23 protein-coding genes, 1 tRNA gene and 1 riboswitch are annotated in these 25,011 nt (G+C 69.0%); of the genes, 11 read left to right on the top strand and 13 right to left on the bottom strand.

Annotated features, from left to right (window positions below; translation table 11 throughout):
* Positions 1-323: 323 nt before the first annotated feature.
* The 7 genes from ACVJ6E_RS01160 to ACVJ6E_RS01130 form a co-directional block, all read right to left on the bottom strand.
* Entirely contained in the window at positions 324-1,118 is a 795-nt protein-coding gene (locus tag ACVJ6E_RS01160) for an ABC transporter ATP-binding protein (RefSeq protein ID WP_120270824.1), read from the bottom strand.
* Positions 1,115-2,146, bottom strand: a complete 1,032-nt coding sequence (locus ACVJ6E_RS01155) for an iron ABC transporter permease (RefSeq protein WP_120270825.1) — start codon at positions 2,144-2,146, stop codon at positions 1,115-1,117. Before ACVJ6E_RS01155 ends, ACVJ6E_RS01160 begins: the two co-directional genes overlap by 4 nt.
* A complete protein-coding gene (locus tag ACVJ6E_RS01150; RefSeq protein WP_208996899.1) occupies positions 2,122-3,207 on the bottom strand; it encodes an iron ABC transporter substrate-binding protein in 1,086 nt (361 codons plus the stop codon). The genes ACVJ6E_RS01155 and ACVJ6E_RS01150 overlap by 25 nt, the downstream gene beginning before the upstream one ends.
* A gap of 67 nt (positions 3,208-3,274) precedes the next feature.
* On the bottom strand, positions 3,275-4,093 hold the full coding sequence (locus tag ACVJ6E_RS01145; protein ID WP_120270826.1) for a molybdate ABC transporter substrate-binding protein: 819 nt from the start codon (positions 4,091-4,093) through the stop codon (positions 3,275-3,277).
* Positions 4,094-4,200: 107 nt separating this feature from the next.
* Positions 4,201-5,034 carry an ABC transporter substrate-binding protein gene (locus tag ACVJ6E_RS01140; protein WP_120270827.1) on the bottom strand — a complete coding sequence of 278 codons (834 nt, stop codon included), beginning with the start codon at positions 5,032-5,034 and terminating at the stop codon, positions 4,201-4,203.
* Positions 5,035-5,057: 23 nt separating this feature from the next.
* Entirely contained in the window at positions 5,058-5,843 is a 786-nt protein-coding gene (locus ACVJ6E_RS01135) for an ATP-binding cassette domain-containing protein (RefSeq protein WP_491676386.1), read from the bottom strand.
* A 10-nt stretch (positions 5,844-5,853) separates the two neighbouring features.
* Positions 5,854-6,561, bottom strand: coding sequence for an ABC transporter permease (locus ACVJ6E_RS01130; RefSeq protein WP_120270829.1), 708 nt, complete (start codon positions 6,559-6,561; stop codon positions 5,854-5,856).
* 225 nt (positions 6,562-6,786) lie between these two features.
* On the opposite strand from ACVJ6E_RS01130, the gene ACVJ6E_RS01125 reads away from it, so the two are divergent.
* Complete coding sequence (locus ACVJ6E_RS01125; RefSeq protein ID WP_158592761.1) at positions 6,787-7,941, top strand: putative sulfate/molybdate transporter; 1,155 nt, start codon at positions 6,787-6,789, stop codon at positions 7,939-7,941.
* Positions 7,942-7,952: 11 nt separating this feature from the next.
* Here ACVJ6E_RS01125 and ACVJ6E_RS01120 read toward each other — a convergent pair whose 3' ends face one another.
* Positions 7,953-9,008, bottom strand: a complete 1,056-nt coding sequence (locus tag ACVJ6E_RS01120) for an META domain-containing protein (protein ID WP_158592762.1) — start codon at positions 9,006-9,008, stop codon at positions 7,953-7,955.
* A 315-nt stretch (positions 9,009-9,323) separates the two neighbouring features.
* Here ACVJ6E_RS01120 and ACVJ6E_RS01115 point away from each other — a divergent pair, with 315 nt between their 5' ends.
* On the top strand, positions 9,324-11,036 hold the full coding sequence (locus ACVJ6E_RS01115) for a methyl-accepting chemotaxis protein (protein ID WP_120270832.1): 1,713 nt from the start codon (positions 9,324-9,326) through the stop codon (positions 11,034-11,036).
* A 152-nt stretch (positions 11,037-11,188) separates the two neighbouring features.
* Entirely contained in the window at positions 11,189-12,085 is an 897-nt protein-coding gene (locus ACVJ6E_RS01110; protein ID WP_120270833.1) for a VOC family protein, read from the top strand.
* Positions 12,086-12,109: 24 nt separating this feature from the next.
* Here the strand turns inward: ACVJ6E_RS01110 and ACVJ6E_RS01105 are convergent, their stop codons facing one another.
* Positions 12,110-12,613, bottom strand: a complete 504-nt coding sequence (locus tag ACVJ6E_RS01105; RefSeq protein ID WP_120270834.1) for a MarR family transcriptional regulator — start codon at positions 12,611-12,613, stop codon at positions 12,110-12,112.
* 145 nt (positions 12,614-12,758) lie between these two features.
* Between ACVJ6E_RS01105 and ACVJ6E_RS01100 the strand changes: the two genes are divergently transcribed.
* From ACVJ6E_RS01100 to ACVJ6E_RS01090, 3 genes are all read left to right on the top strand, one after another.
* Entirely contained in the window at positions 12,759-13,139 is a 381-nt protein-coding gene (locus ACVJ6E_RS01100; protein ID WP_120270835.1) for a cupin domain-containing protein, read from the top strand.
* Positions 13,140-13,154: 15 nt separating this feature from the next.
* Positions 13,155-13,376 carry a DUF4287 domain-containing protein gene (locus ACVJ6E_RS01095; protein WP_120270836.1) on the top strand — a complete coding sequence of 74 codons (222 nt, stop codon included), beginning with the start codon at positions 13,155-13,157 and terminating at the stop codon, positions 13,374-13,376.
* A gap of 90 nt (positions 13,377-13,466) precedes the next feature.
* Positions 13,467-13,940 carry a TspO/MBR family protein gene (locus tag ACVJ6E_RS01090; protein ID WP_120270837.1) on the top strand — a complete coding sequence of 158 codons (474 nt, stop codon included), beginning with the start codon at positions 13,467-13,469 and terminating at the stop codon, positions 13,938-13,940.
* A gap of 80 nt (positions 13,941-14,020) precedes the next feature.
* On the opposite strand, the gene ACVJ6E_RS01085 is transcribed toward ACVJ6E_RS01090, so the two are convergent.
* Positions 14,021-14,095, bottom strand: a tRNA-Asn gene (locus tag ACVJ6E_RS01085).
* A 212-nt stretch (positions 14,096-14,307) separates the two neighbouring features.
* Positions 14,308-14,533, top strand: a riboswitch (cobalamin riboswitch).
* 122 nt (positions 14,534-14,655) lie between these two features.
* Between ACVJ6E_RS01085 and cobU the strand changes: the two genes are divergently transcribed.
* The 5 genes from cobU to ACVJ6E_RS01060 are packed head-to-tail and all read left to right on the top strand — an operon-like array spanning position 14,656 to position 22,281.
* Entirely contained in the window at positions 14,656-15,243 is a 588-nt protein-coding gene (gene cobU / locus ACVJ6E_RS01080) for a bifunctional adenosylcobinamide kinase/adenosylcobinamide-phosphate guanylyltransferase (RefSeq protein ID WP_491676385.1), read from the top strand.
* A complete protein-coding gene (gene cobW, locus ACVJ6E_RS01075) occupies positions 15,240-16,370 on the top strand; it encodes a cobalamin biosynthesis protein CobW (protein WP_120270838.1) in 1,131 nt (376 codons plus the stop codon). Before cobU ends, cobW begins: the two co-directional genes overlap by 4 nt.
* A 36-nt stretch (positions 16,371-16,406) precedes the next feature.
* Entirely contained in the window at positions 16,407-20,180 is a 3,774-nt protein-coding gene (cobN, locus tag ACVJ6E_RS01070; RefSeq protein WP_120270839.1) for a cobaltochelatase subunit CobN, read from the top strand.
* Between the two features lie 17 nt (positions 20,181-20,197).
* Complete coding sequence (cobO, locus tag ACVJ6E_RS01065) at positions 20,198-20,809, top strand: cob(I)yrinic acid a,c-diamide adenosyltransferase (protein WP_120270912.1); 612 nt, start codon at positions 20,198-20,200, stop codon at positions 20,807-20,809.
* The gene (locus ACVJ6E_RS01060) at positions 20,809-22,281 is read left to right on the top strand and encodes a cobyric acid synthase (RefSeq protein ID WP_491676384.1); all 1,473 of its coding nucleotides are present in this window, start codon (positions 20,809-20,811) and stop codon (positions 22,279-22,281) included. Before cobO ends, ACVJ6E_RS01060 begins: the two co-directional genes overlap by 1 nt.
* 2 nt (positions 22,282-22,283) lie before the next feature.
* Here the strand turns inward: ACVJ6E_RS01060 and ACVJ6E_RS01055 are convergent, their stop codons facing one another.
* Genes ACVJ6E_RS01055 through cobD form a run of 3 tightly spaced genes read right to left on the bottom strand, consistent with a single transcriptional unit; the run spans position 22,284 to position 24,911 of the window.
* On the bottom strand, positions 22,284-22,898 hold the full coding sequence (locus ACVJ6E_RS01055) for a DUF938 domain-containing protein (protein WP_120270840.1): 615 nt from the start codon (positions 22,896-22,898) through the stop codon (positions 22,284-22,286).
* 8 nt (positions 22,899-22,906) lie between these two features.
* Entirely contained in the window at positions 22,907-23,887 is a 981-nt protein-coding gene (cbiB, locus tag ACVJ6E_RS01050; RefSeq protein WP_120270841.1) for an adenosylcobinamide-phosphate synthase CbiB, read from the bottom strand.
* Positions 23,888-23,891: 4 nt separating this feature from the next.
* A complete protein-coding gene (gene cobD, locus ACVJ6E_RS01045; RefSeq protein ID WP_120270842.1) occupies positions 23,892-24,911 on the bottom strand; it encodes a threonine-phosphate decarboxylase CobD in 1,020 nt (339 codons plus the stop codon).
* Positions 24,912-25,011: the final 100 nt, after the last annotated feature.

The raw sequence follows: 25,011 nt of genomic DNA, 5'->3' as shown, positions 1-25,011 counted from the left end.
TTCTTTGGTCGGTAACCGCCTGAATGTTGCTAAGCTTGAGATTTGGTACTCATCGCCCAAATATTCTAGGCCAAGCGTAGCCAAACGTCTCTCAAACATCCTGACAAAACAGTAACGCGCATCACACCTGTGCGGTTCCCGCGGAAACGTTTTTTTCATACTTTCACAGGACGCGAGGGCAACGCGCTGGAATCGCACGGGTTTCAAACCGGGCGCAAATGCGGCAGGTGCCGGGCGAAAAGATGGCGAGGTTAATCTCACGTTTCCGTGAGTTCAGGCTCGGCGAAGCCTGGGCGGTCTTTCACGTCTGCTGAACAGGCGGATCACGCGCCGGGGCGCGCCTGCGGGCCGGCAAGGCTCGGCAGGCAGACAGTGCGCCCGGAGGCGGTGCGCTCCACCGTGACCTCGACGCCGTAGACCGTGGACAGCGCCTGCGGGGTCAGCGTTTCCTGCGGAGCCCCCTCCGCCAGGACGTTGCCTTCGTGCAACAGCGCCACCCGCGTTCCCACCGCAAAGGCGTGGTCGGGATCGTGGGTCGACAGGATCACCGTCAGTCCGCCGCCGGCGAGCCCGGCGATCTCGGCGAGCACCTTCGCCTGGTTGCCGAAGTCGAGGCTGGCGGTCGGCTCGTCCATGACCAGCAGCGGTGTTTCCTGGGCAAGGGCACGGGCGATCAGCACGAGCTGGCGCTGGCCGCCGGACAGGCGCGTGTAATCCTGCGGGGCGAGGTCGGCGATGCCCAGACGGGCGAGCGCGGCCTGTGCGGCCTCACGGTCGCGAGGCCCCGGCTGGGCGAAGGTGCCGAGCCGGGCGGTACGGCCCATCAGCACCACCTCCTCCGCCGGGAAGGCGAAGGGGATCGCATGCGCCTGCGGCACATAGGCGATCTTGCGGGCGATCTCCGCGCGCGGCAGCCGGCCAAGCGATGTGCCGTCGAGCAGCACCTCGCCGCCCTGTGAGGGGATGAGGCCGAGCAGCGTCTTGAACAAGGTCGTCTTGCCCGAGCCGTTGGGGCCGAGCAGACACAGGACCTCGCCGGGGCCGGCGGCAAGCGTGATGTCGCGCCCGACGGAGCGGCCGCGATAGCCGGTGGCGAGCGCGCGGGTCGCCAGCCTCATGCCCAGGCCCTCCGCCCGCGCGCCAGCAGCCACAGGAAGAACGGCGCCCCGACGACGGCGGTGAGAATGCCGAGCGGCACTTCCGCGCCCGAGACGGTGCGCGCCAGCGTGTCGACGACCAGCATGTAGGCCGCGCCGAGGAGGGCTGCGACCGGCAGCAGCGTGCCGAAACCGGGGCCGACCAGCATGCGCGCCACATGCGGGATGACCAGGCCGACCCAGCCGACGACGCCGGCAATGGCAACCGCGCTCGCGGTCACCAGCGTGGCGCAGCAGATCACGGCAAGGCGCAGGCGCCCCGCCTCGATGCCGAGCGAGCGGGCCTCTTCGTCGCCGAGCGACAAAACGTTGATGCGCCAACGCAGCAGCGCCAGGGGCACCAGCCCCAGCAGCACGACGGGCGCGGCCGGCAGGACGTCTTCGGCCTTGATGTCGGCCAGCGAGCCGAGCAGCCAGAAGGTGATGGCCGGCAGCTGGTCGTAAGGATCGGCCAGCACCTTGAGCAGCGAGGTCGCCGCACCGGTCAGCGCGCCGACGACGACGCCGGCCAGCACAAGCACCAGCGTCCGGTCGCCCGTGCGCACGGCCGCGGCGACGAAACCGACAAGGGCGACGGCGGCAAGCCCGCCGGCAAAGCCCATCAGCTGGATCGCTGCGACGGGCAGCGACAGGAAGATGCCGAGCACCGCGCCGAGCCCGGCGCCGGCCGAGACGCCGAGAATGTCTGGCGAGACCAGCGGATTGCGGAACAGGGTCTGGTAGCAGGCACCGGCCGCGGCAAGGGCGGCACCGACGAGAAGCGCGGCAGCAACGCGCGGCAGGCGGATCGACAGGAGGACGGTCGCGGCCCGGTCGCCCTCGGCAAGCGTGCCGGTCGCGCCGCGCCACAGCACGGCGAGCGCTTCGCCGGGCGACAGCGGGAAGGGGCCGATCAGCAGGGCCGCAAGCGCCAGCAGCGGCAGCGCGGCGACCAGCAGGGCAACGGCAAGCCCGGACCGGGGCCTCAAGGCGCGCGCCCGTTCGCCCATTCCAGCAGCGTGTCGAGTTCGGCGTCCGACAGCTCGACATGATACCAGAGCCGATAGAAGGCGCGGGTTTCCTCGCGCAGGTTCCCGGCCCACCGCTCGGGGTAGAAGAGGCCGGCGAGCCATTTCAGGCCCATCATCCGGTTGAGGGAGGGCGGCCGGTCGATCCAGCCGAAGGGCGCGGTCGGCGACAGATAGACCCGTCCCTCGCGCACCGCCGTGATGCCGGACCACACCGGGCTCGACCACACGGCCTCGAAGAAGGTGCGGTCCCAGGTGATGATCGTGTCGGGGTCGGCGAGGATCACCTGTTCGGGCGAGGCCTGCACCAGCCCGTACTGGCCCGGCGCCTCGGCGACGTTGCGCCCGCCGACCCGCTCGATGATCTCGGTGTTGATCGAGCCCTTCATGCCGGTCTCGAGCCCGTCGGGACCGCGTGCGAGGTAAACGCGCGGACGCTCCGCCTCGGGCACCGCGCCGAGCGCGGCATCGAGCGCAGCGAAGGTCTTCTCCGCGTCGCGCGCCAGAGCCTCGCCGCGCTCCGGCACGCCGAGCGCCTCACCGACGAGGCGCAGGGAGTTCGCGGTCTCGTCGAACCGGCCGTTGATCAGGATGTAGGGAATGCCGGTCTGCACCTGCACCCGGTCGGCAAGGTCGGCATAGGTGTCGCGGACGGAGCCGAAGTCGATGATCAGGTCGGGTTTCAGCGCCAGAACCCGTTCAAGGTTCGCCTCGCCGCCGCGCCCGGTCAGCCGGCCGGTCTCCGGCAGGTCGCGATAGGCCTCGGCGATATAGGGCCGCTCCTCGCGGCGCAGCGCCCGCGGCCAGCCGAGCAGCGCCTCGGGCTTCAGCGCATAGACGAGGATGGAGGCGGGCGGGCCGGCGGCGAAGACCCGCGAAACCGTGTCGGGCACCTCGACGGTGCGGCCGGCGGAATCGACGACGGTTCTTGCCGAGGCAGGAGCGTCCGCGATCAGGACGGCCAGCAGCGCCGCCATCAGAGCCAGGACAGGGGTAAGGGCGGAGGCAAAGACAAAGACAGGGAAGCGGGCAGGCTGCGTCATTTCGGGCTCCCCTCTCGTTCGCCCCTGGTCATGCGCCCTCCATCGGGCGATGGCCGCCCGCCCGGTGTCAGTCGAGCGTGCCCGGCGCGTCGAAACCGTAGTCGGCCAGAATCTGCTGACCGGCCGGCGACAGTATATAGAGCGCAAGTTTCCAGGCGTCGCCAGAGGCCCCGTCCATCACCGTCAGGCCGTAATCCGCGCCGACCGCCAGCGTCGACGGCAGCTGCACGATCTTCAGCGCTTCCACTTCGTTGCGGGCGAGCAGCGCGTTGGTGCAATAGGTGAGGAAGATGTCGGCCTTGCCGCTTTCCATCACCCAGCCATAGGGATTGCGCCCTTCGGGGGCCGGCTCGCTGTCCTTGCCGCCGGTCAGCTGCAGGGCCTTGGCCTTGAGCGTTTCGGTGGCACCCGCCGTAACGGCCTCGGCCTTGTCGAAGGCCTGGAAGGCGTAGTCGCCGGAGGGATCGGCCTTGGGCGTGGAGGTGCCGACGCGGATGTCCTCGCGCAGCATGGTGGCGAGCAGCCCGTCGCGGTCGGTCTCGACGTCGGGCTGGACGAGGGCGCACAGCCGGTTGCGGGCGAATAGGACCACTGGGGCGGCCTTGCCCGCCTCGGCGAGGCGCCGGGGATGGGCCATGTTGGCCGAGGCGAAGACCTCTGCCTTCTCGCCGCCCTCGATCCGCTCGCGCAGCAGGCCCGAGGGACCGAATGCCCGTTCGACTTCGGTGCCGGATGCCTTGGCGAAGGCATCGGCAATGTCGGTCATGGCCGACTTCAGGCTGCCGGCCGCATGCAGATGGACGGGAGCGGTGTCTGCCATGGAGGGCGTGCCGGAAGCGAGGGTGGCGGAAACGGCGAGAACCGTGGCGGCGAGGGTGCGGCGCATAAGCAAAGCCTCAAGGCCGGGCCCTGACCGCAAGGGCGGGCCGAGGGAAACGAAACCGGCGCGGGACGGACCCCGCGCCGGGGATGGGGCGTTGTGCGGGATCCGCCTCAGCTGCCGGGCTTGGCGTTCGCGAAGAACAGCTGCTGGCCGTCGATCTTGTAGTCGGCGATGACCTGCTGGCCCTCGTCGGAGATCACCCAGTCGACGAACTGCTGGCCGAGATCGGCCTTCACGTTCGGGTGCTTCTCCTTGTTCACAAGGATGATGCCGTACTGGTTGAACATCTTCTCGTCGCCCTCGACGGCGATCTTGTACTCGCCCTTGTTGCCGAAGGAGATCCAGGTGGCGCGGTCGGTCATGATGTAGGCGCCCATGCCGGTGCCGGTGTTGAGCGTCGCGCCCATGCCCGAGCCGGTCTCGCGATACCAGCCGCCCGACGCCGCCTTGACGTCGACATCGGCCGCCTTCCACAGGCGCAGCTCGGCCTTGTGGGTGCCGCTGTCGTCGCCGCGCGAGGCGAACGGAGCCTTGGCCTCGGCGATCTTCTTCAGCGCCTCGGTGACATTGCTGGAGCCGGCGACGCCGGCCGGATCGGACGGCGGGCCGACGATGACGAAGTCGTTGTACATGACGTCGAAGCGCTTCACGCCGTCGCCGTCGGCAACGAACTTCTCTTCCGCCGGCTTGGCATGGACGAACAGCACGTCGCCGTCGCCATTGGCCGCGTTCTTGATCGCCTGGCCGGTGCCCACGGCCACGACGCGGACCTCGATGCCGGTCTTCTCCTGGAACTTCGGCAGCATGAACTCGAACAGGCCCGAGTTCTGGGTGGAGGTCGTGGACTGCACCACGATGAACTTCTCTTCCGCATGCAGCGGGGCGGCAAGGCTCGTGGCCAGAAGGCCGGCTGCCGCGAGTGTCAGAAACTGACGACGAAGCATGTTGAAACTCCCTGTATTGTTGGTCAGCTTTGCGCGCCCTGTCCGTCGAGGAAAAGGCGCCCTTCCAGCCACGCTCGGGCGGCTTCGGAACGGGGGGTGGAGAGCACCCGCGAGGCCGGGCCGCTCTCCGCGACCTGGCCGGCATGCAGGAAGACGATGTCGTCTGCCAGCCGCCGGGCCTGGCCTAGGTCATGGGTCACCATCACGACTGTGACGCCGCGCCGGCTGGCGTCGGCGATCAGGCTTTCGATGGCCTGGGTCGAGGCCGGGTCGAGGCTCGCCGTCGGCTCGTCGAGAAACAGAAGCTCGGGATCGCAGGCGAGCGCTCGGGCAAGGGCGAGGCGCTGCTGCTCGCCGCCGGACAGGACGCGCGCCGGGCTGCGGGCGAGGTCGGAAAGCCGTGCCTTGTCCAGCGCCTCGTCGATGCGCGCCTGGCGCGCCGCCCCGCGCAGGCCCCGCACCTTGAGCGCGAAGGCGAGATTAGCCAGCACCGACCGGCGCAGCATGACCGGGCGCTGGAACACCATCGCCTGAGCGCGCCGGGCGCTCTTGTCGAGCGGGCCGCCGCGCCAGGTCATCTGGCCGGCAGAGGGTGCGATCAGCCCGTGCAGAAGCCGCAGCAACAGGCTCTTGCCGGCGCCGTTGGCGCCCATGATCATGGTTTTGCGGCCCTGGCCGATGCGGATGTCGATACCGTCGATCAGCCGCTTTCCGCCGACCTCCAGCCGCAGGCCGCGCGCGTCCAGCAGGGCGGGCGCCGGGGGCGCTTCGTGCAGGTCCGGGCCGGCTACGCCGTCCGCGCGTGCCAATGCTCCCGCCTCACGCATAGGCAGCCCTCGCGGCGGAGGCCCGCAGGCCCATGACGGCGGCATTCACCAGCACGGCGATCACCAGCAGCACCACGCCGAGCGCCAGCGCCAGCTCCAGGTTGCCCTTGGAGGTTTCCAGCGCGATCGTCGTGGTCATCACCCGGGTGACGTGGTTGATGTTGCCGCCGACGATGATCACCGCGCCGACCTCCGCAACCGCCCGGCCGAAGCCGGCCAGCGCCACGGTGAGCAGGCTGTAGCGCGCGTCCCACAGCAGCGCACTGACACGGGTGAAGGGGCCGACGCCGAGCGAGCGGAACTGCTCGGAATATTCGCGGTCGAGATCCTCGATCACCTGGCGGGTGAGGGCGGCGACGATCGGCGTCACCAGGATGGTCTGGGCGATCACCATCGCCGTAGGCGTGTAGAGCAGCCCGAGCGGGCCGAGCGGACCGGAGGCGGACAGCGCCAGATAGACGATGAGGCCGACCACGACCGGCGGCAGGCCCATCAGCGAATTGAGCAGGACGGTTGCGAGAATGCGCCCGGGAAAGCGGAACGCGCCGACGACGGCGCCGAGCGGCAGGCCGATCACGCAGGCGACGATCACCGCGGTGATCGTGACGCGCAAGGACAGTGCGATGATTTCCATCAGGTCCGCGTCGCCCGACAGGATCAGGGCAACCGCGTCGCCCAAAACGGACGCGAAGTTCTGCATGCCTGTGATTTCTCCCTCTCATGGGAAGAAATACACAAAAAGATCGAAAAATCCACTGGCGAGCGACGCCCTATGGCAAATCTCATGATCAAAAATGCGGAGAACGTTGCATTCCCGCGGAATCTTCGGGATGCTGTTGGCCAGTTGCTGTGAGATCGCGCAAGAAAAAAGAAAATAATGCACGAAAATGCACAAAAAAGCGCAGTTGAGGTGGGTGTGGCGCCGATGGCGCCGCAGCGAGGTCGCGTGCGCGAGGGGCTGGCGCATGTGCTGGCCGAGGCCTCGGGCGCCTGCGGCGACCTCGGCACGTTCCTTCCCTATGTGGTTCTGGTGCTGGTCGCGGGCCTCGCTGCGCCGGCGCCGGTCTTCGCCGGATTCGCCATCGCCTATCTGATGGTGGCGCTGGTTTATCGCCTGCCCATCGCGGTGCAGCCGATGAAGGCATTCGGCGTGGCGATCCTGACGGGAACTGTCGCCGGCGTCGAGATCGCCTGGGGCGGGGCGCTGCTCGGCGCGCTGCTGGTCGGTTTCGCCTGCACGCCGCATCTGGTGCGGGCGGCGCGCGCCATCCCGCAGTCGGTTGTGACGGGATTGCAGGCCGGCCTCGGCCTGCTGCTGGGGGCGCTGGCCTTGCGGATGATCGGCGGGCAGTGGTTGCTGGGGGCGGCGGCCGTCGCCGTGCTGGCGCTGAGCTTCGTGCTGCCGCGCGGGCCCTGGGCCCTCATGCTTGTGGTCGCCGCCATTGCGTTCGGCCCGCTGCTGGGCGATGGGCTTGCCGCGCCCGGCCTGACGCTGCTTGCCGCCGGCGGATCGGCGGACGGGGCCGGGCAGACGTCGTCGCTGTTGGATGCGGTGACGTTCGGCGTGCTGCCGCAACTGCCGCTGACGCTGCTCAACGCGGTCGTCGTGGCCGCAGCCGTTGCGCGTTCGCTGCATGGCGATGCGGCACGGCATGTGAGCGAGCGCCGGCTCGCGGCAACCTCGGGCCTCGTTAATCTGGTGATGGCGCCGCTCGGCGCCTTGCCCATGTGCCACGGTGCGGGTGGCATTTCCGGCCATCACCGCTTCGGCGCGCGCGGCATGCTCGCTCCGCTGCTGCTGTCGGCGCTGTGTGCGGCCGCCGCGCTGTCGGGCGATGCGGTGGTGGAGCTGCTGGCCCGCATCCCCGCGCCGGTCGCCGGCGCGCTGCTGCTCTACGCTGCCTGGGATCTTGCGTTCAGCCGCCGTCTGTTCGATGCCCGGCCCGATTGTCGCCCGGTGATCGCCGCCACGGCTCTCGGTACGTTCGGCCTCGGCGTGCTCCCCGGCTTTGCCGCGGGCCTTGCGGCCGAGGCGGTGCGGGCGCGCCTGTCCGCGCGGCGGCGCGCCAGCAGCAGGTAAACCGCGCCTGTTCAGCCGTCGCGGCGGGCCTTCACCAAGGCGCCGTCGCTGCCTTCCAGCAGCAGGGCGCCGGTCTCGTCGATGCGCCAGCCGGTGAGCTTCGGCAGGGTGTCCAGGAACTTGCGCTCCTGGTTCATCAGGGCCGGGGCGCAGCCCATCATCGTCGAGATCGCGCGCGGGTCGATGGCGATCCGGTCGCCATTGGTGGCAAAGCGGGTGCCGTAGCTGTTGCAGGTGGCGCGCCCGCTGAGCTGGCCGTCGGCGGCGAAGATCAGCGTCGCGCGCGAATTGTCGATGATGCCGCTGCTCGAAATGTCCTCCACCACCCATTCGCCGCCCGGCAGGGTATCCATGCCCGAGGCGATCTCGGGCGCCTCGATCTCCAGCGTGCAGGGCGGCTGCTCCTGTCCGCGCAAGGTGAAGCTCGCCTCCGGCCCCTTGGTCCACAGCACGGTGGTGGCGTCGTCCGCCGCTTCGTAACGCACGCCGCTGGCGGCCGGCGTCTGCCTGAGAGCCAGCGTCTGGCCGCCGAAGTCCAGAACGGCGATCTCGCCCTTGTGCTGCAGGCGGCCCGTCTCGTCGCCGCAGGCAAGGCGTGCCGTGGCCTGGACGGGCAGGCTGCGCACGAGCAGCACGTCGCCGGCCTCGATCTCGACCTTGCCGGTGGCCGCTTGCGGGATCTCGACCGCGATCGGCGCCGACACCCAGCCCGGGCCATCGCCATTGGTGAGTTGCAGGCGCAGGGCATAGCTGGTGCCGGGGACGAGGCTGGCGCCTTCTGCCTTCAGATAGAAGGGGAGCGGCACCTGCCGGCCTTCCAGCTTTTGACGGTTTTCCGCAAGCAGGCGCACGGAGCCGGAATCGACAGCCGGGTCGAGCGCGCCCATCTCGCGCAGTTCGACCACCAGCTCCGCATCGCTGCCGATGGCGATCCGCTCGCGGTAGGCGGCGCTGCCGATGACCTTCGCCGACCAGGTCTCGTCCTGCGCAAGGGCCGGCGTCAGCGCGGTACCGGCAAGGCTCCAGGCGAGAAGGACTGCTGCGGTTGTTCTTGTGGTTCGTGCCATGCCTGTCCTGCCTTTCCTGCCAGGTCGTTCGCGCATCCTTGTCGCGGTGCGCGCTCGGTTGGATCCTTTCCCGGATTAGCGGCGAAAACGGGGCCGGCACAACCCTTGTCTGCGCATGTCCCTTCAGCGGCGCGAAGACGTATTTCGCCGTCCCTGGACCTGCGTTTCTGTGAAGAGATTCGAAGGCTGTCGCGGCTATTCGATAAATCTTCCCGTCAAATCAGTCCTCTTTTTTCTGTATCAGCAAATTTACCTAGCGTTCATGTCGGCCCGCCAATATCGCCGCAAGGTCACGTCCGCATCTGGAGGAGCGCAATGCGCAGCCGAACGTTCAGCCTCAGCGTCGCTCACAAGATCGGTGCCACGATGGCCCTGTTGATCGGGGTCGCGGTCATCAGCAGTCTTGTCTCCTTCAACGCCACCCAGCGGGTCGGCGAGAACGGCGTCGACCTGGGCGAGGCCGAGGCGCCGCTCGCCGATGCGGCGATGGAGATCAAGCTCTCCGCCACCCATGCCCATCTCCTGTTCGAGGAGATCATGTCCGGCGACCAGGGCGAGAGCGTCGAGGAGGTCTGGCGGCTGATCGACGAAGCCCGGTTCTATGCCCGGGCCATCCTGGAAGGCGGCAGCAACGACGAGGGGACTTTCATCGCGACCACCGATCCGGCGGTCCGCGAGATCGTCGAGGATGTCGCCACCAAGATCGACACGTTCGAGGAGGTCGCACGAGAACGCCATGCCGGCCTTGCCTCCGGGGTTGCGGGGGCGGCCGGGTCGAAGGCCGACGAGATCTTCGACGAAACGTTCGAGAGCTTCATCGCCCGCGCGGACGAGGCCGAGGAGCTGATCCACGATTCGATGGATGTGAGCCTTGCGAAGCTGCGTTCGGAAGCCGAGTGGGCGCGCACCGTCAGTCTCGGCGGTGTCGCCGCGATGATCCTCGTGTTTCTCGCCGGCACCGTCTTCGTGCATCGGGCCGTTGCGATGCGTCTGCGCGATCTCGACCGGCTGGCGCGCGCCTATGCCGATGGGGATACCGAGGCTCCTGCACCGACGTGGCGATCGGGCGACGAACTCGGGCGCCTGTCCGAGGCTCTGGCCCGGTTCCGCGAGGGCGTGATCCACCAGCGACGCCTGGCCGAGGAGGCTGCCGAGCAGGAGCAGCGCCGCGCCGGCGAGCAGCGCGAGCTGGAGCGCCGCACCGCGCAGTCCTTCCACGAGACGACCCGCGCGTTCTTCGATTCCCTGGAAGGGGCGGCCGGCGATCTGATGAAGGCCGTCGACACGCTGGAGACCATGAGCGTGCGCTCGGGCGAGCTTTCGGAGCGCACGACCGCCGCGTCGCGTCACGCTTCGGACAATGTGCAGACCGTGGCGGCCGCCGCGGAGGAGCTGTCCTCCTCGATTTCCGAAATCGCCCGGCAGGTGACCTCCACCACCGAGGTCGTGTCGCGGGCGAGCGACCACGCCAAGCGCACCAACGAGACGGTGTCGCGGCTTGCCGCCGGTGCCAGCAAGATCGGCGAGGTCGTCTCGCTGATCCAGGCGATTGCCGAACAGACCAACCTGCTGGCCCTCAACGCGACCATCGAGGCTGCGCGCGCCGGCGAGGCCGGCAAGGGCTTCGCGGTCGTTGCGGCAGAGGTGAAGGAACTGGCCACGCAGACCTCCAAGGCGACCGAAGAGATCGGGGCGCAGATCGCCGCGATCCAGGGATCGACCGAGGAGGCGGTGGCCGCCATCGGCGAGATCACCCGCACCATGCACGACGTGGACGGCTTCACCGGCTCGATCGCCGAGGCCGTCGACCAGCAGGGGCAGGCCACCGGTGATATCAGCCAGCACGCGCAGCAGGCCTCGACCCGGACCAGCGAGGTTGCGGACACGATGGGCGAGATGTCCTCGGCCATCGGCGAGACCAGCAAGGAGGCGGCGATGGTGCGCGAGCTGTCGCGCACGGTGCATCGCGAGGCCGGCAATCTGAGAAGCTCGGTGCGCGACTTCCTCGCCCGCTTCGACGCGGCATAAGCCGCAGCAGCGGAATTGGGGGGGGGGGCGACTGTTTCCGATACGTGAACGATACTGTAAGGAAACGGCGGATTGTAATTGCGCGATGTGAAGCGCACATTCCAGGTCACAGACTGCGGGCCCATAGCCCGCCTTGAGACCTGGAGACAGTCATGTCCGCCACCACCCTCGACATCCGGGCCGGCGCGCAAGCCGACCGTTTCGACATGGCCGCAGCGCCCCTGCGCGTCGGCCTCGTCACGCTGGCCGTACGCGACAGCGCGCGCGTTGCCGCCTTCTATCGCGACATCCTGGGTCTGGAAGACCTCGGCACGGACGGTGCGGAGATGCTGCTGGGCGCTGGCGGCGTGCCGCTGTTGCGCCTGCGCGGCGATGCGGGGCTCGAGATTGCGCCGCGCTCCGAGGCGGGCCTGTTCCACACCGCATTCCTGCTGCCGACGCGCGCAGACCTTGGCCGCTGGCTCGCCTTTGCTGCCGCGCGCGGCCTGCGCCTGCAGGGCGCGTCCGACCACAAGGTGAGCGAGGCGATCTATCTCGCCGATCCGGAAGGCAACGGCATCGAGATCTACGCCGACCGCGCCCCGTCCAGATGGACGGATGCGTCGGGCGCCATCGTCATGTCGACGGATCCGCTGGATGCGCCTTCGCTGCTCGACGCCGCCGAAGGGACGCAGTGGCAGGGTGCGCCGGCCGGCACCATCGTCGGCCATGTGCACCTGCAGGTCGGGGCGACCGACAAGGCCGATGGCTTCTATGCCGGGCTGCTCGGCTTCGACATCGCCGCGCGCTATCCCGGCGCGAGCTTCTACGGTTCGGGCGGTTATCACCATCAGCTGGCCGGCAACATCTGGAACAGCCGGGGCGCGGGACCGCGAAAGGACGGATGCACCGGGTTGGCCGAGCTGGAGATCGTCCTGCGCGACGCCGGCAGGATCGGTGCGATCTCCGATGCGGCCCGCAAGGCCGGGCTGGAACTTGCCGGGGAGGGGAGCGAGGGCCTCGTTATTGCCGATCCCTGGGCAACGCGCCTGCGCCTGACCGCGGCTTGAGGGCAGGGCGCCGGTCAGGGTCGCTCAGGCCTTGGCTTCCGCGGCCTCCAGCTCTTCCAGAAGCGCGCGCAATAACCCGGCCAGAGCCTCGCGCTCGGCCGGGGCGAGGCTTGTGAGAAACCGCGCCTCGTTCGCCATGTCCGCCCGGAACGCCTCTTCCGCGAGCGAGATGCCGGCCGGTGTCAGCACGACCTCGACACTTCGCCCGTCGCTCGCCGATTTCTCGCGCGCGACCAGCCCCGCCTTCTCCAGCCTTCCGAGCCGATGCGTCAGCCCGCCGGAGGAGATCATCAGCGTCGAATAAAGGTCCGTCGGCGTGAGCCGGTAGGGAGGCCCTGACCGGCGCAGGGTGGAGATCACGTCGAACTCGCCCCGGTCGAGGCCGAAGCCTGAGAAGGTTTTCTCGATGCTGGCACCGGCCAGCAGCGTCAGCCGCCGCGCGCGGCCGAGGATCGCCATCGGCTCGGTGTCGAGATCCGGCAGTTCCCGCGCCCACTGCGCCCTCAGCCTGTCGACATGATCCGCCATGGCAGTCTCCGCTCCAGTTCCCGGTCCCTGCCGCTGCTCGAAGGCAGCTTCGAGTTCGGTCTCTCGATATCAAGATATTTATCTTGACGCAAAGACAAATCTCCAGAAGTATCTTCGCGTCAAGATAAATGCAGGAGGGATTGCCATGACAGCCAGTGCTCACGCCTCGGCCAAAGAGGCCGGGCGGCCCGATATCTCCGTCCGCCGCCACCGCCCGCCGGCTCCGGGCGAAAGCCCGACGGTCCGGTTCGAGGGCAAGGACTACGGCGCGCCGGTGTCCATGTTCGCCACCGACAGTGCGCCGGGAACCGGATCGCAGTTGCATGTCCACCCCTATCGCGAGACCTGGGTGGTGCGGAAAGGCGAGGCGGAGTTCCTGGTCGGCGACGAGCGGCTGCGCGCCTCTGCCGGGGATATCGTCGTTGCGCCGGCCGATGTGCCGCATCGCTATCTCAACGTGGGTACGGATCAGCTGGAGCTGGTCTGCATTCACCCGTCCGACACGATCCGCCAGCGGGATCTTTAGGCAAGGAAGCCAGCTATGTCGTTGTCCGGAAAAACGCCGCCGGTGAAGGGGCCGGCCTCCTACTTCCCCTCCATCGAGAAGACCTACGGCCGGCCCATCGCCGAATGGAAGGCCCTGATCCGTTCGCAGTCCGGTCTCAAGCACATGGAACTGGTGGCCTGGCTGAAGCAAACCCACGGGCTCGGCCATGGTCATGCCAACGCGCTGGTTGCCCATACGCTCGCCGAGGATAAATGAGGGGGAACTTGGCCAGCCCGCGATGCGTTGGCTTGGCAAGAGGGGCTCGCCCCCGAGCACAATGGTTCGTGAACGTTCGAGGCAAAGCTGATGGATTCGTCGACCCTGCCGGCTCTTCTGGGGTTTCTGGCAGCCTGTTTTCTCGCCGCCCTGACCGGGGCGCTGTTCCGCCCCGGCGAATGGTACGAACGCCTTAAGAAGCCGTCCTGGCGCCCGCCCAACAAGCTGTTCGCCCCGGTGTGGACGATGCTCTACGTGATGATCGCGGTGTCCGGCTGGCTGGTCTGGCGCGAGGCGGGCTTTGCAGGCGCGGCCCTGCCGCTCACCGTCTACGGCATTCAGCTGGCGCTCAACGGCGTGTGGACGCCGCTGTTCTTCGGCCTGCACCGCCCGGACCTCGGCATGATCGACATCGTGCTGGTGTGGCTGTCGATTCTCGCGACGATTCTACTGTTCTGGCCGGTGCACATGTTCGCGGCGCTGCTGCTCGTGCCGTATCTCGCCTGGGTCACCTTCGCCGCCGCGCTGAACTTCTCGATCTGGCAGCTGAACCGCGAGGGGTGAGGCAAACGCAAATTGCCGCGCGGCGCGTTGCGTCGTGCGGTGGCGGCAAGATCGGATATTTTTGAGGGAACTAAAAAGAGTGGCTCCCCGGGCCGGATTCGAACCAGCGACCAAGCGGTTAACAGCCGCTTGCTCTACCACTGAGCTACCGGGGATCACCAATCACGCGGGGCAGATGCACCGCGTCGGTGGCAGGCGTATAGCAAACTGCGCCGCCGCTTGCCAAGCCCTTTGTCGCAAAACTTTTCCACAGTCGGGGCGGGGCGCGGCTATCGGGGCTTTTTCGCGTGCGCCGGCAAATACTCCGCAAGGGAAGGCGTGCAAGGCCTTTCCGCCTCGCTGCTGGACGCGGGGCCCTTCGGCAGGCTATGAGTCGTCATCCTCCGGTCCTTTCTGACGGACGAAGTCCGATGAAAGGGGAAAGTCGGAATGCGGTGGGGGAGGACCCAAGTCGGGCTCCCGAATCCGCAGCTGCCCCCGCAACTGTGAGCGGCGAGTCTTCCTGCATGAACCACTGGGCCTTTTGGTCCGGGAAGGGCAGGACAAGGCGACGACCCGCGAGCCAGGAGACGAGCCGGATCATCCGGGCCCCCACGGGGCCCGGCCCGAAACGTCACGCGCCGTCGGGTGGACGGCAGGAGGCCAGAATGTTCCCGTTGAAGGGCGCCCGCCGCTTCAGCTCTCCCGGCATATCCAGCCGCGGGGAGACCTGCGCGTGAGCCATGCTCCCGCATCCGATCCCCTGCCTGCCCCGGCCCCTGTTGCGGCCCGCACCGTGCTGGTGACGGGCGGCGCACGCTCGGGCAAGAGCCTTTATGCCGAAGGGCTGGTGAGCGCAGCGCAGCGCGAGCGCATCTATGTCGCCACCTGCACACCCTTCGATGACGAGATGCGCCAGCGCGTCGACCGCCACCGCGACCAGCGGGGCGGCGGCTGGCGCACCATCGAGGAGCCGCGCGACCTTGCCGGCGTCATCGCCGCCGAAAGCACGGCGCAAAGCGCCATCCTCGTCGATTGCCTGACGCTGTGGCTCAGCAACCTGATTTTCGCCGAGGCCGATCCGGAAGCGGAAACGGCCCGGCTTGCCGAGGCGCTGCGCGCAGCGCCCGGTCCCGTCGTTCTCGTCACCAACGAGGTCGGATCGGGCATCGTTCCCGACAATGCGCTCGCCCGCCGCTTTCGCGACGAGCAGGGGCGCCTCAATCGCCGCATCGCGGAAGTCGCCGATGTCGCGGTGCTCGTCGCCGCCGGCCTGCCGCTCGTTCTCAAGCCGTCCCACCTTCAGCCGGAGATTCGCCTATGACCGCATCCACGCCCCGCACCGCCGGCAAGATCCCGGCCACCATCGTCACCGGCTTCCTGGGGGCCGGAAAGACGACGCTGCTCTCCAACCTCCTGCGCGAGGCGAAGGGCAAGCGCATCGCGCTCATCGTCAACGAATTCGGCGACATGGGCTTCGACGGCTCGCTGGTCGACGGCTGCGCCGATCCGGACTGCGCGGCGGAAGAGGTGGTGGAGCTGACCAACGGCTGCATCTGCTGCACCGTCGCCGACGACTTTCTCCCCACCATGGAAATGCTGATCGCCCGCGACGAGGCGCCGGACCACATCGTCATCGAGACATCGGGCCTTGCCCTGCCGCAGCCGCTGGTGCGCGCCTTCTCCTGGCCGAGCGTCAAGACCCGTGTGACGGTCGATGCGGTGGTGACGGTGGTGGACGTGGCGGCCGTCGCCGAAGGGCGCGTGACGGGCGATGAGGTGGCGCTGGCCGCGCAGCGCGCCGCCGACGAGGCGCTGGACCATGACAGCCCGGTGGAGGAACTGTTCGAGGACCAGCTCGTCTGCGCCGATCTCGTGGTGCTGAACAAGGCCGATCTCGTCGACGCGGCGACGCTGGAGCGCGTGCGCGCCGAAGTCGCCGGCCGCGTCCGCGCGGCGGTGGAGATCGTCGCGGCGGAAAAGGGCATGCTTGCCGCAGACGTGCTGCTCGGCCGTGCCAGCGCCGCGGAAGAGGACATGCACGGCCGCGAGAGCCATCACGAGCATCACCACCACGACGACCATGACCATGATCACGACGATCACGATCACGATCACGACCATGACCACGATCACCACCACCACCACCACCATCATCACGACCACGACGACTTCGTCAGCCATGTGGTCGAGCTCGCCCCGCTCGCCTCGCTGAAGGACCTGGAAGCGCGCGTTGCCGCCGCCATGGCGGTGCCGGGCGTCCTGCGCATCAAGGGAGCGGTCGGCATCGAGGGCAAGGCGGCACCTGCCATGGTGCAGGCGGTCGGCCCGCGCGTCGAAGCGTGGTTCGCGCGCGATGCACGCGGTCCCGGCCGCGTCGTGGTGATCGGCCTTGCCGGCTTCGACCTTGCCCGTGTCGAGGGCCTGCTCGCCAGCGCGCTCGCGGCCTGATCCGGACGACAGGCTAGGCGCAGGGCAGGAGACGGCATGCATATTCTCGCAGGACGCAGCGGACGCATCGACCAGGGCGACGAGGCGGTCGATCTCGGCCAGTCGCCGGCCGATGTCGTCGTGCTGTCGGCAGCCGATACGGAACTCGCCTCGCTCGCTGCCGTGGCGGCGGGCGGCGGGGCGGAGCAGCCGAGCCTGCGTCTTGCCAACCTGATGGCCCTGTCGCACCCCTATTCGGTCGACATGTATGCCGAGCAGACGGTGGCGGGCTCGCGGCTCGTCGTGCTGCGTCTGCTCGGCGGGGCGGAATACTGGCCCTATGGCGTCGAGCGGCTGACCGAGGCGGCGCGCGGCCACGGCCTGCACCTGGCGGTGATGCCGGGCGACGACCGCTGGGACGCGGACCTTGCCGCCCGCTCCACGCTGCCGGTCGACGAGGTGAGGCACCTGTGGCGCTACCTCGCCGAGGGCGGGGCGGAGAATCTCGGCAACTTCCTGCGCTACGCCGCGCATCTGCTGGATGGGGCGGAGGAGCCCGATCCCCCGCGCCCGCTGCCGCGCGCCGGCCTGCTGCTGCCCGGCCGGGCACGCCCGACGCTGGCCGAGCTGCGGGCGACCTGGGCCGATCCTGCCGCCCCCGTTGCGGCAATCGTCTTCTACAAGGCCTTGATGCAGAGCGCGGCGACCGCGCCGGTCGAGGCCCTGTGCGAGGCGCTGGCGGGCGAGGGCATCAACCCGCTGCCGATCTTCGTTTCCTCACTGAAGGAGGCCGAATCCGCCTCTGTCCTGGCCGCGCTCTTTGCCGACGCGCCGCCCGCCGTGGTGCTCAACGCCACCGCCTTCGCTGTGTCGAAGGCCGGCGAGGTGCACAGCGGAACGCCGCTCGACGCACCTGGCGTGCCCGTGCTGCAGGTGGTGTTCTCTTCGTCCTCGGAAGAGGGCTGGCGCGACGCCGACCAGGGCCTGTCGATCCGCGATCTCGCCATGCATGTGGTGATGCCGGAGGTGGACGGGCGCATTCTGACGCGCGCCGTGTCGTTCAAGGAGCAGGCGCCGCACGATCCGCTCACCCAGTCCGCGACCATGCGCTTCGTGCCGAAACCCGACCGGGTGGCCTTCGTCGCCGCCCAGGCCGCGCGGATCGCCCGTCTCGCCGCGACCCCGGCGGCGGAGCGTAAGGTGGCGCTGATCCTTGCCAACTATCCCAACAAGGACGGACGCCTTGCCAACGGCGTCGGCCTCGACACGCCGGCTTCCTGCGCCCGCCTGTTGCAGGCACTTGCCGCCGAGGGCTACCGCATCGACGGCGCGCCGCAGGGCTCTGCCGAGCTGATGGCGCGGATCAGCGACGGCCCGACCAACGACATCGCCGCCCGCCGCGTGCGCCTTGGCGGCGCTGAGCTGCCGCTCGCCGACTATGTCGCCGCCTTCGCCCGGCTGCCGCGGGCGGTGCGCGAGGCGGTCACCGCGCGCTGGGGGGAGCCGCAAGACGATCCGCATGTGGAGGAGGGGGCATTCCGCCTCGCCGTGACGCGCTTCGGCAATGCGGTTGTCGGCATTCAGCCGGCGCGCGGCTACAACATCGATCCCAAGGCGACCTATCACGACCCGGACCTGGTGCCGCCGCACCACTATTTCGCGTTCTACATCTGGCTGCGCGGGACATTCGGTGTCCACGCCGTGGTACACTTGGGCAAGCACGGAAATCTCGAATGGCTGCCGGGCAAGGCGCTGGCGCTGTCGGAAGACTGTTTCCCCGAAGCCGTGCTGGGGCCGCTGCCCAACATCTATCCCTTCATCGTCAACGATCCGGGCGAGGGGGCGCAGGCCAAGCGCCGCACCTCCGCCGTCATCGTCGATCATCTGACGCCGCCGCTGGCGCGGGCCGAAAGTCATGGCGTCGCCGCCGAGCTGGAAGTGCTGCTCGACGAGTATTACCTGGCGCAGGGCGTCGACCCGCGCCGGCTGAAGGTGCTGACCCGCGACATTCTCGAGGCGGCGGAGCGGCACGGCCTCGACCGCGACATCGGCCTGACCAGCGAGATGGACGAGGAGACGCGGCTTGCGCGGCTCGACGCGCATCTGTGCGACCTGAAAGAGCTGCAGATCCGCGACGGGCTGCATGTGCTGGGTGCCGCGCCGGAGGGCGATCTGCTGACCGCGCTTCTGGTGGCGCTGGTGCGGGTGCCGCGCGGCGAGGGGCCGGCGAATGAGGGCATCACCCGGGCGCTTGCCCGCGATCTCGGGCTGGAGGACTTCGACCCGCTCGCCTGCGCCTACGAACTGCCCTTCGACGGCCCGCGCCCGGTGCTGCTCGAAGAGGTGGCAAGCAGCCCCTGGCGCAGCTGCGGCGACACCGTGGAGCGGCTGGAACTGCTGGCAGCCCGGCTGGTGGAGACGGGGTCCGCACCGGACGGCTTTGACGCGACCGCCGCCGTGCTGGAGGAGATCGAGACCCGCATCCGCCCGGCCGTCACCGCCTCGGGCGAGGCGGAAACCGCCGGCGTTCTTGCCGGTCTTGCCGGGCGCTTCGTACCGCCGGGCCCGTCCGGCGCGCCAACGCGCGGGCGCCCCGACGTGCTGCCGACGGGCCGCAACTTCTACTCCGTCGATGTGCGCGCGGTGCCGACCGAAACCTCCTGGCGCATCGGCGCGGCCAGCGCCGAGCGGTTGGTCGAGCGGCATTTCCAGGACGAGGGCGAGTATCCGGCCGCTGTCGTGCTGACCTGCTGGGGCACGGCCAACATGCGCACCGGCGGCGACGACATCGCCCAGGCGCTGGCGCTGATCGGCGCCCGGCCGAAATGGGAGGCGGGCTCGGGCCGCGTCACCGGTTTCGACATCCTGTCGCTGGCCGAGCTCGGCCGGCCGCGCGTCGACGTCACGCTGCGCATTTCCGGCTTCTTCCGCGATGCCTTCCCGCATCAGGTCGACCTGTTCCAGTCGGCGGTTGCTGCTATCGCCAAGCTGGAGGAGCCGGAGGACGCCAATCCGCTCGCCGCGCGCGCCCGCAAGGAAGCCGCCCGGCTGGAGGCGGACGGCCTTGCCCCGGAAAAGGCCCGCCGGCAGGCGCTCTACCGGGTCTTCGGCTCGAAGCCCGGAGCCTATGGCGCCGGCCTGCAGGCGCTGATCGACGAGCGGATCTGGGATGCCCGCGCGGACTTTGCCGACGCGTTCCTCGCCTGGGGCTCCTACGCCTATGGTGGCGGGGCGAAGGGCGAGGGCGCCCGCGCCAGCCTGACCGCGCGCCTGTCGCAGGTCGACGCGGTGCTGCACAACCAGGACAACCGCGAGCACGACCTGCTCGACAGCGACGACTACTACCAGTTCGAGGGCGGGCTCGCCGCCACGGTGGAAACGCTGAAGGGCGCGGCGCCGAAGATCTATCACAACGACCATTCGCGCCCCGAGCGCCCGGTGATCCGCACCCTGTCGGAGGAGATCGGCCGGGTGGTGCGGGCGCGCGCCGCCAATCCGAAGTGGATCGCCGGCGTCATGCGCCACGGCTACAAGGGCGCCTTCGAGATCGCCGCGACGGTGGACTATCTCTTCGCCTTTTCCGCGACCACCAATGCGGTGGGCGACCATCACTTCGACCAGCTCTATGATGCCTATCTGGACGACGGCGAAGTCCGCGCCTTTCTGGAGACGGCCAATCCGAAGGCGCTGGAGGAAATCGAGGCGCGCTTCCGCGAGGCGGTCGAGCGCGATCTGTGGCGGCCGCGGCGCAATTCGGTGCGCGCTGCCTTGAACATCGAAAGCCCGCTGGGGGAAACCCGGCCGGGGCAGGAAAGGGAGACGACCTCGTGAGCGACAAGAAGGCCGAGATGAGCGAAGAGGAGCTCAACGCCCGCCATGCCGAGAAGATGCGCAAGAAGAAGGCCGCGCGCGACAAGATCATGGCGACCAAGACCATCGAGAAGGGGCTCCTGATCGTCCATACCGGCAAGGGCAAGGGCAAGTCGACGGCCGGCTTCGGCATGGTGTTCCGCTCGCTCGGCCATGGCCACAAGGTCGCCGTCGTGCAGTTCGTCAAGGGCCGCATCGAGACCGGCGAGCGCATGGCGCTGGAACGCTTCTCCGACCTCGTCACCATCAAGCGCATGGGCGAGGGCTTCACCTGGGAGACCCAGGACCGCCAGCGCGACATCGATGCCGCCCGAGCCGCCTGGGAAGCGGCCAAGGACCTGATCCGCTCGCGCGAGCATCGCCTCGTCCTGTGCGACGAGCTGAACATCGTGCTGCGCTACGACTACCTGCCGATCGAGGAAGTCGTCACCTTCCTGCGCGACGAGAAGCCGGAGGATGTGCATGTCGTCGTCACCGGCCGCAACGCCAAGGACGAACTGATCGAGATCGCCGACCTCGTCACCGAGATGGAGCAGGTCAAGCACCCGTTCCGCTCCGGCGTGAAGCCGCAGGAGGGGATCGAGTTCTGATGGCGGCAGCCCGCCGCATCCCCGCAGTGATGATCCAGGGCACCGGCTCGAATGTCGGCAAGAGTCTCGTCGTGGCGGGGCTCTGCCGGCTGTTCGCCGACCGGGGGCTGAAGGTGCGGCCGTTCAAGCCGCAGAACATGTCGAACAACGCGGCCGTGACCAGTGACGGCGGCGAGATCGGCCGAGCGCAGGCGCTGCAGGCGATGGCCGCGCGCGTGCCGCTGTCGGTGCACATGAATCCGGTGCTCCTGAAGCCCGAGACGGATGTGGGGGCGCAGATCATCGTGCAGGGCAGGCGTGCGGGAACGATGCGCGCGCGCGAATACGGCAGCCGCAAGGCCGAGCTCCTGCCGAAGGTGCTGGAGAGTTTCGAGCGGCTCAGCGAGGGCGCGGACCTTGTTCTGGTGGAAGGGGCGGGCAGCCCGGCGGAGATCAACCTGCGCGCCGGCGACATCGCCAACATGGGGTTTGCCGAAGCTGTCGATATTCCGGTCGCCCTGTGCGGCGACATCGACCGCGGCGGGGTGATCGCCAGCCTTGTCGGCACTCACGCGATCCTGCCCGAGGCGGAGCGCGCCCGCATCAAGGCCTTTCTCGTCAACCGCTTCCGGGGGGATGTGTCCCTGTTCGACGAAGGTGTGCGGGAGATCGCCGCACGCACCGGCTGGCGCCCGCTCGGCGTGGTGCCGTGGTTTGCCGATGCGCACCGCCTGCCGGCGGAAGATGCGTTGGCGCTGGAGGAAAGCGACGGCGACGGCTCGGTGAAGATCGCCGTGCCGGTGATCAGCCGCATCGCCAATTTCGACGATCTCGATCCGCTGCGGCTGGAGCCGGGCGTGACGCTGGAGCTGGTCGGCCCGGGCCGGCCGCTGCCGGGGGATGCGGATCTGGTGCTGTTGCCCGGGTCCAAGTCGACGGTCGGGGATCTCGCCTTCTTCCGCGCGCAGGGCTGGGACATCGACCTTAGCGCCCATGTGCGGCGCGGCGGGCGCGTCATGGGCGTGTGCGGCGGCTACCAGATGCTGGGGCGGACGATCAGCGATCCCGACGGCATCGAGGGAACGCCCGGCACTGTCGACGGGCTTGGCCTGCTCGACGTCGATACGGTGCTGACGGCGGACAAGCGCCTTGTCGAGGTGACCGGCCGCCATGCGGCGAGCGGGGCGGCGCTCTCCGGCTACGAGATCCATATCGGCCGCACGCAAGGAGCCGACACCGCGCGACCTTTCGCGCTGCTGGGCGAGGGCGGCGAGCCGGACGGTGCGGTCTCGGCAAACGGGCGCATCGCCGGCACCTATGTGCACGGGCTGTTCGCGTCGGACACGTTCCGCGCCGGCCTGTTGAGGGAGCTGGGCAGCGGCTCCACCCGTGCTTACGAAGGCGAGATCGACCGGACACTCGACGCGCTGGCCGAGCATCTTGAAGCCTCGCTCGATATCGAGGCGCTGCTGGAGATCGCCCGCGCGCGGTGACCTTACCCGCCGGTGCGCCGCCATATCAGCAACTGGTTGTTCGCTGGCATCGCAATGTCCTCCAGCAGAACCAGGCCCTGAGCTTGCGCAAGCGCATCGAGCGTCTCGAAATCCCGAATGCCGCTCTGCGGGTCTCGCGCCCGTAACTGCCTGTCGAATTCGGCGTTGCTCTCGGTGGTGAAGGCGCCGCCATATTTCATCGGCCCGTAGACGCAGCACAGACCGCCCGGCGCCAGCACCTCGCCGACGCGGGCGAAGAACTGCCCGACATGGGCGAAGGACATGATGTGCAGCGTATTGGCCGTGAAGATCGCGTCGAAGGCATCGGGTGCGCCGGCTGTCGGCAGCGGCCAGGGTGGGGCGGCGACATCGAGGGCGAGCGGCGGCGGTGTCCGAGCGGTTCCCTCGGCCTCCAGTCGCGCCGCAACCCCCTCGACGGTGCCGGGCAACTCGCTGCACTGCCAGACAAGCTGCGGCAGGGCCTGCGTCATGTGCACCGCATGCTGGCCGGTGCCGCTGCCGATCTCCAGGACGCGCCGGCAATGCGCGAGGCGGGGATGGAGCGCTGCGAGGATCGCGTCCTTGTTGCGCTCGGCCGATGGGGCGAAGGGAATCATTGCGGACCTCACAGGAACAGGGCGACGAGTGCGATGGCCGCGACCGCAACGCCCTGCAGCACCATCGCCTGGCGGAACACCTTCAGCGCCCTGGAAATGTCTCCGGCGGTTGCCTCGCGCCGGCCGCCTTCGTTCATGAACGGATCATCGACCGTGTAGCCGGGATAGGCGCGCGGGCCGGCGAGCGCCAGTCCCAGGACCGAGGCCATTGCCGCTTCCGGCCAGCCGGCATTGGGCGAGCGGTGCTTCCGCGCGTCCCGCCGCATCACGGCAAGGCTTTGCTTGATGCTGCCGCCGTTCAGCGGCGCGGTGAGAGCCATGGCGAACCCGCACAGGCGCGCGGCCGGCCAGTTCACCAGATCGTCGAAGCGGGCCGAGGCCCAGCCGAAGGCCTCGTGTCGCTCTGTCCGGTGGCCGATCATCGAATCCGCCGTGTTCACCGCCTTGTAGGCGATCAGCCCCGGCAGGCCGAGCAGCAGGAACCAGAAGGCCGGCGCGGTCACCCCGTCGGCGGCGTTCTCGGCGCAGGATTCGATGGCCGCGCGGGAAACGCCGGCCTCGTCGAGCTGCTGCGGATCGCGGCCGACGATCATCGCGACGGCCCGGCGGCCGCCGGCAAGCCCGTCCTCCAGCAGCCCGTCGCGGACCGCGGCCACATGCTCATAAAGGCTCTTCTGGGCGATGAAGATCGCCGCGATCACGGCGATGCCGATCTCGCCGAAGGGAAGGGCGCGCAGGATCGCCTCCAGCAGCGCGCCGATCAGCAGCGAGCAGGCAACGAGGCTGGCGAGAAACATGGCGCCGTAGATCTTGCGCGCGCGGGGCGAGGCGGCGGGGTCGTTGAAGTCCTGGTCGGCGATCTCGATCACCTTGCCGAACAGCACCACCGGATGCGGCACAGTGCTCCACAGCCAGCGCGGGTCGCCGACCAGTGCATCCAGCACCAGGGCCAGCAGCAGCAGGAAGGCGGTGTCGGCAAACAGCAGCATGGCCCTAGCGTCCCGAGGCTGTGCCGCTGTCGGCCATGGCGTTCTGCAGCGCGGCCTCCAGCCGGGCCAGTCCTTCGCGTCCACCGGGAAGGCCGATGCGCAGCCAGGTCGGGGCGTAGTCGAAGATGCGCGTCCAGATCCGCTGCCGGGCGAGCGCTTCATGCAGGCCGGCGGCGTTGCGCGTGCCGGCCAGCACGAAAAGTGGCGTGCCGCCGAACACGGAAAGCCCGTGCATCTGCAGGGACAGCGTCAGGTCTGCGGCCTCGTCCGCCAGTTGCGCCATCATCGCCTTGCGCCAGGCATCATTGGCGAGCGCCTCAGCCCCGGTCTCGATGGCCGGGCCGGAGACAGCCCAGCTCTCCAGCCGCTCGCGGAGGACGGCGAGAATGTTCTCGGGGCCTGCGGCAAAGCCGAGGCGCAGCCCGGCAAGGCCGTAGAACTTGCCGAAGGAGCGCAGCACCACCGCCGGGCGCCCGGCCAGATGCGGCAGCACGCTGGCGCCCGGCACGCAGTCGGCAAAGGCTTCGTCGATGACGAGCATGCCGCCGCGCTCCGCCATCTGCCCGGCCATGTGGCACAGGCTCGACGGGTCGACCAGTCGGCCGTCGGGATTGTTCGGGTTGACGATCACCAGCACCTTCACCTCGGGCGCCAGCTCCGCATGCGGCGAGGTGATCTCGCAGACCCGCCGTCCGGCGCGGCGCCAGGCATCGCCGTGGCTGCCATAGGTCGGCCCGGCAATGGCGACGTCGCCCTGCGGCAGCACATGCGGCAGCAGGGCGATCAGCACCTGCGTGCCCGGCGCGGCGACGAGCTTCAGGTGGGCGGGCACCTCATAGGCCTTGCGCGCGGCGGCGAGCAGCCGGTCGAGCGCGCCTTGCGAGGGCAGGTCCTGCCAGCAGCGGGAGGGCAGGGAGGGCACGGGATAGGCATGCGGATTGATGCCGGTCGAGAGGTCCAGCCAGTCCTCGGCAAGTCCGCCATACCGGGCCATTGCGCCGCCCAGATCGCCGCCATGCTTCATGCGCTCGCCTCCGTTCCTTCCGTTCGGAACGGACCCTAGAACACGAGGCGCGAGGCAGGAAACGCTTTTCCGCGTGCGCAGCATGGGCGTCGCGTTTTGC

The sequence above is a fragment of the Stappia sp. G46H5W genome (assembly GCF_058448995.1).
Note: the sequence above shows the minus strand (reverse complement) of the source record. Positions and strands in the feature narration are given on the sequence as shown.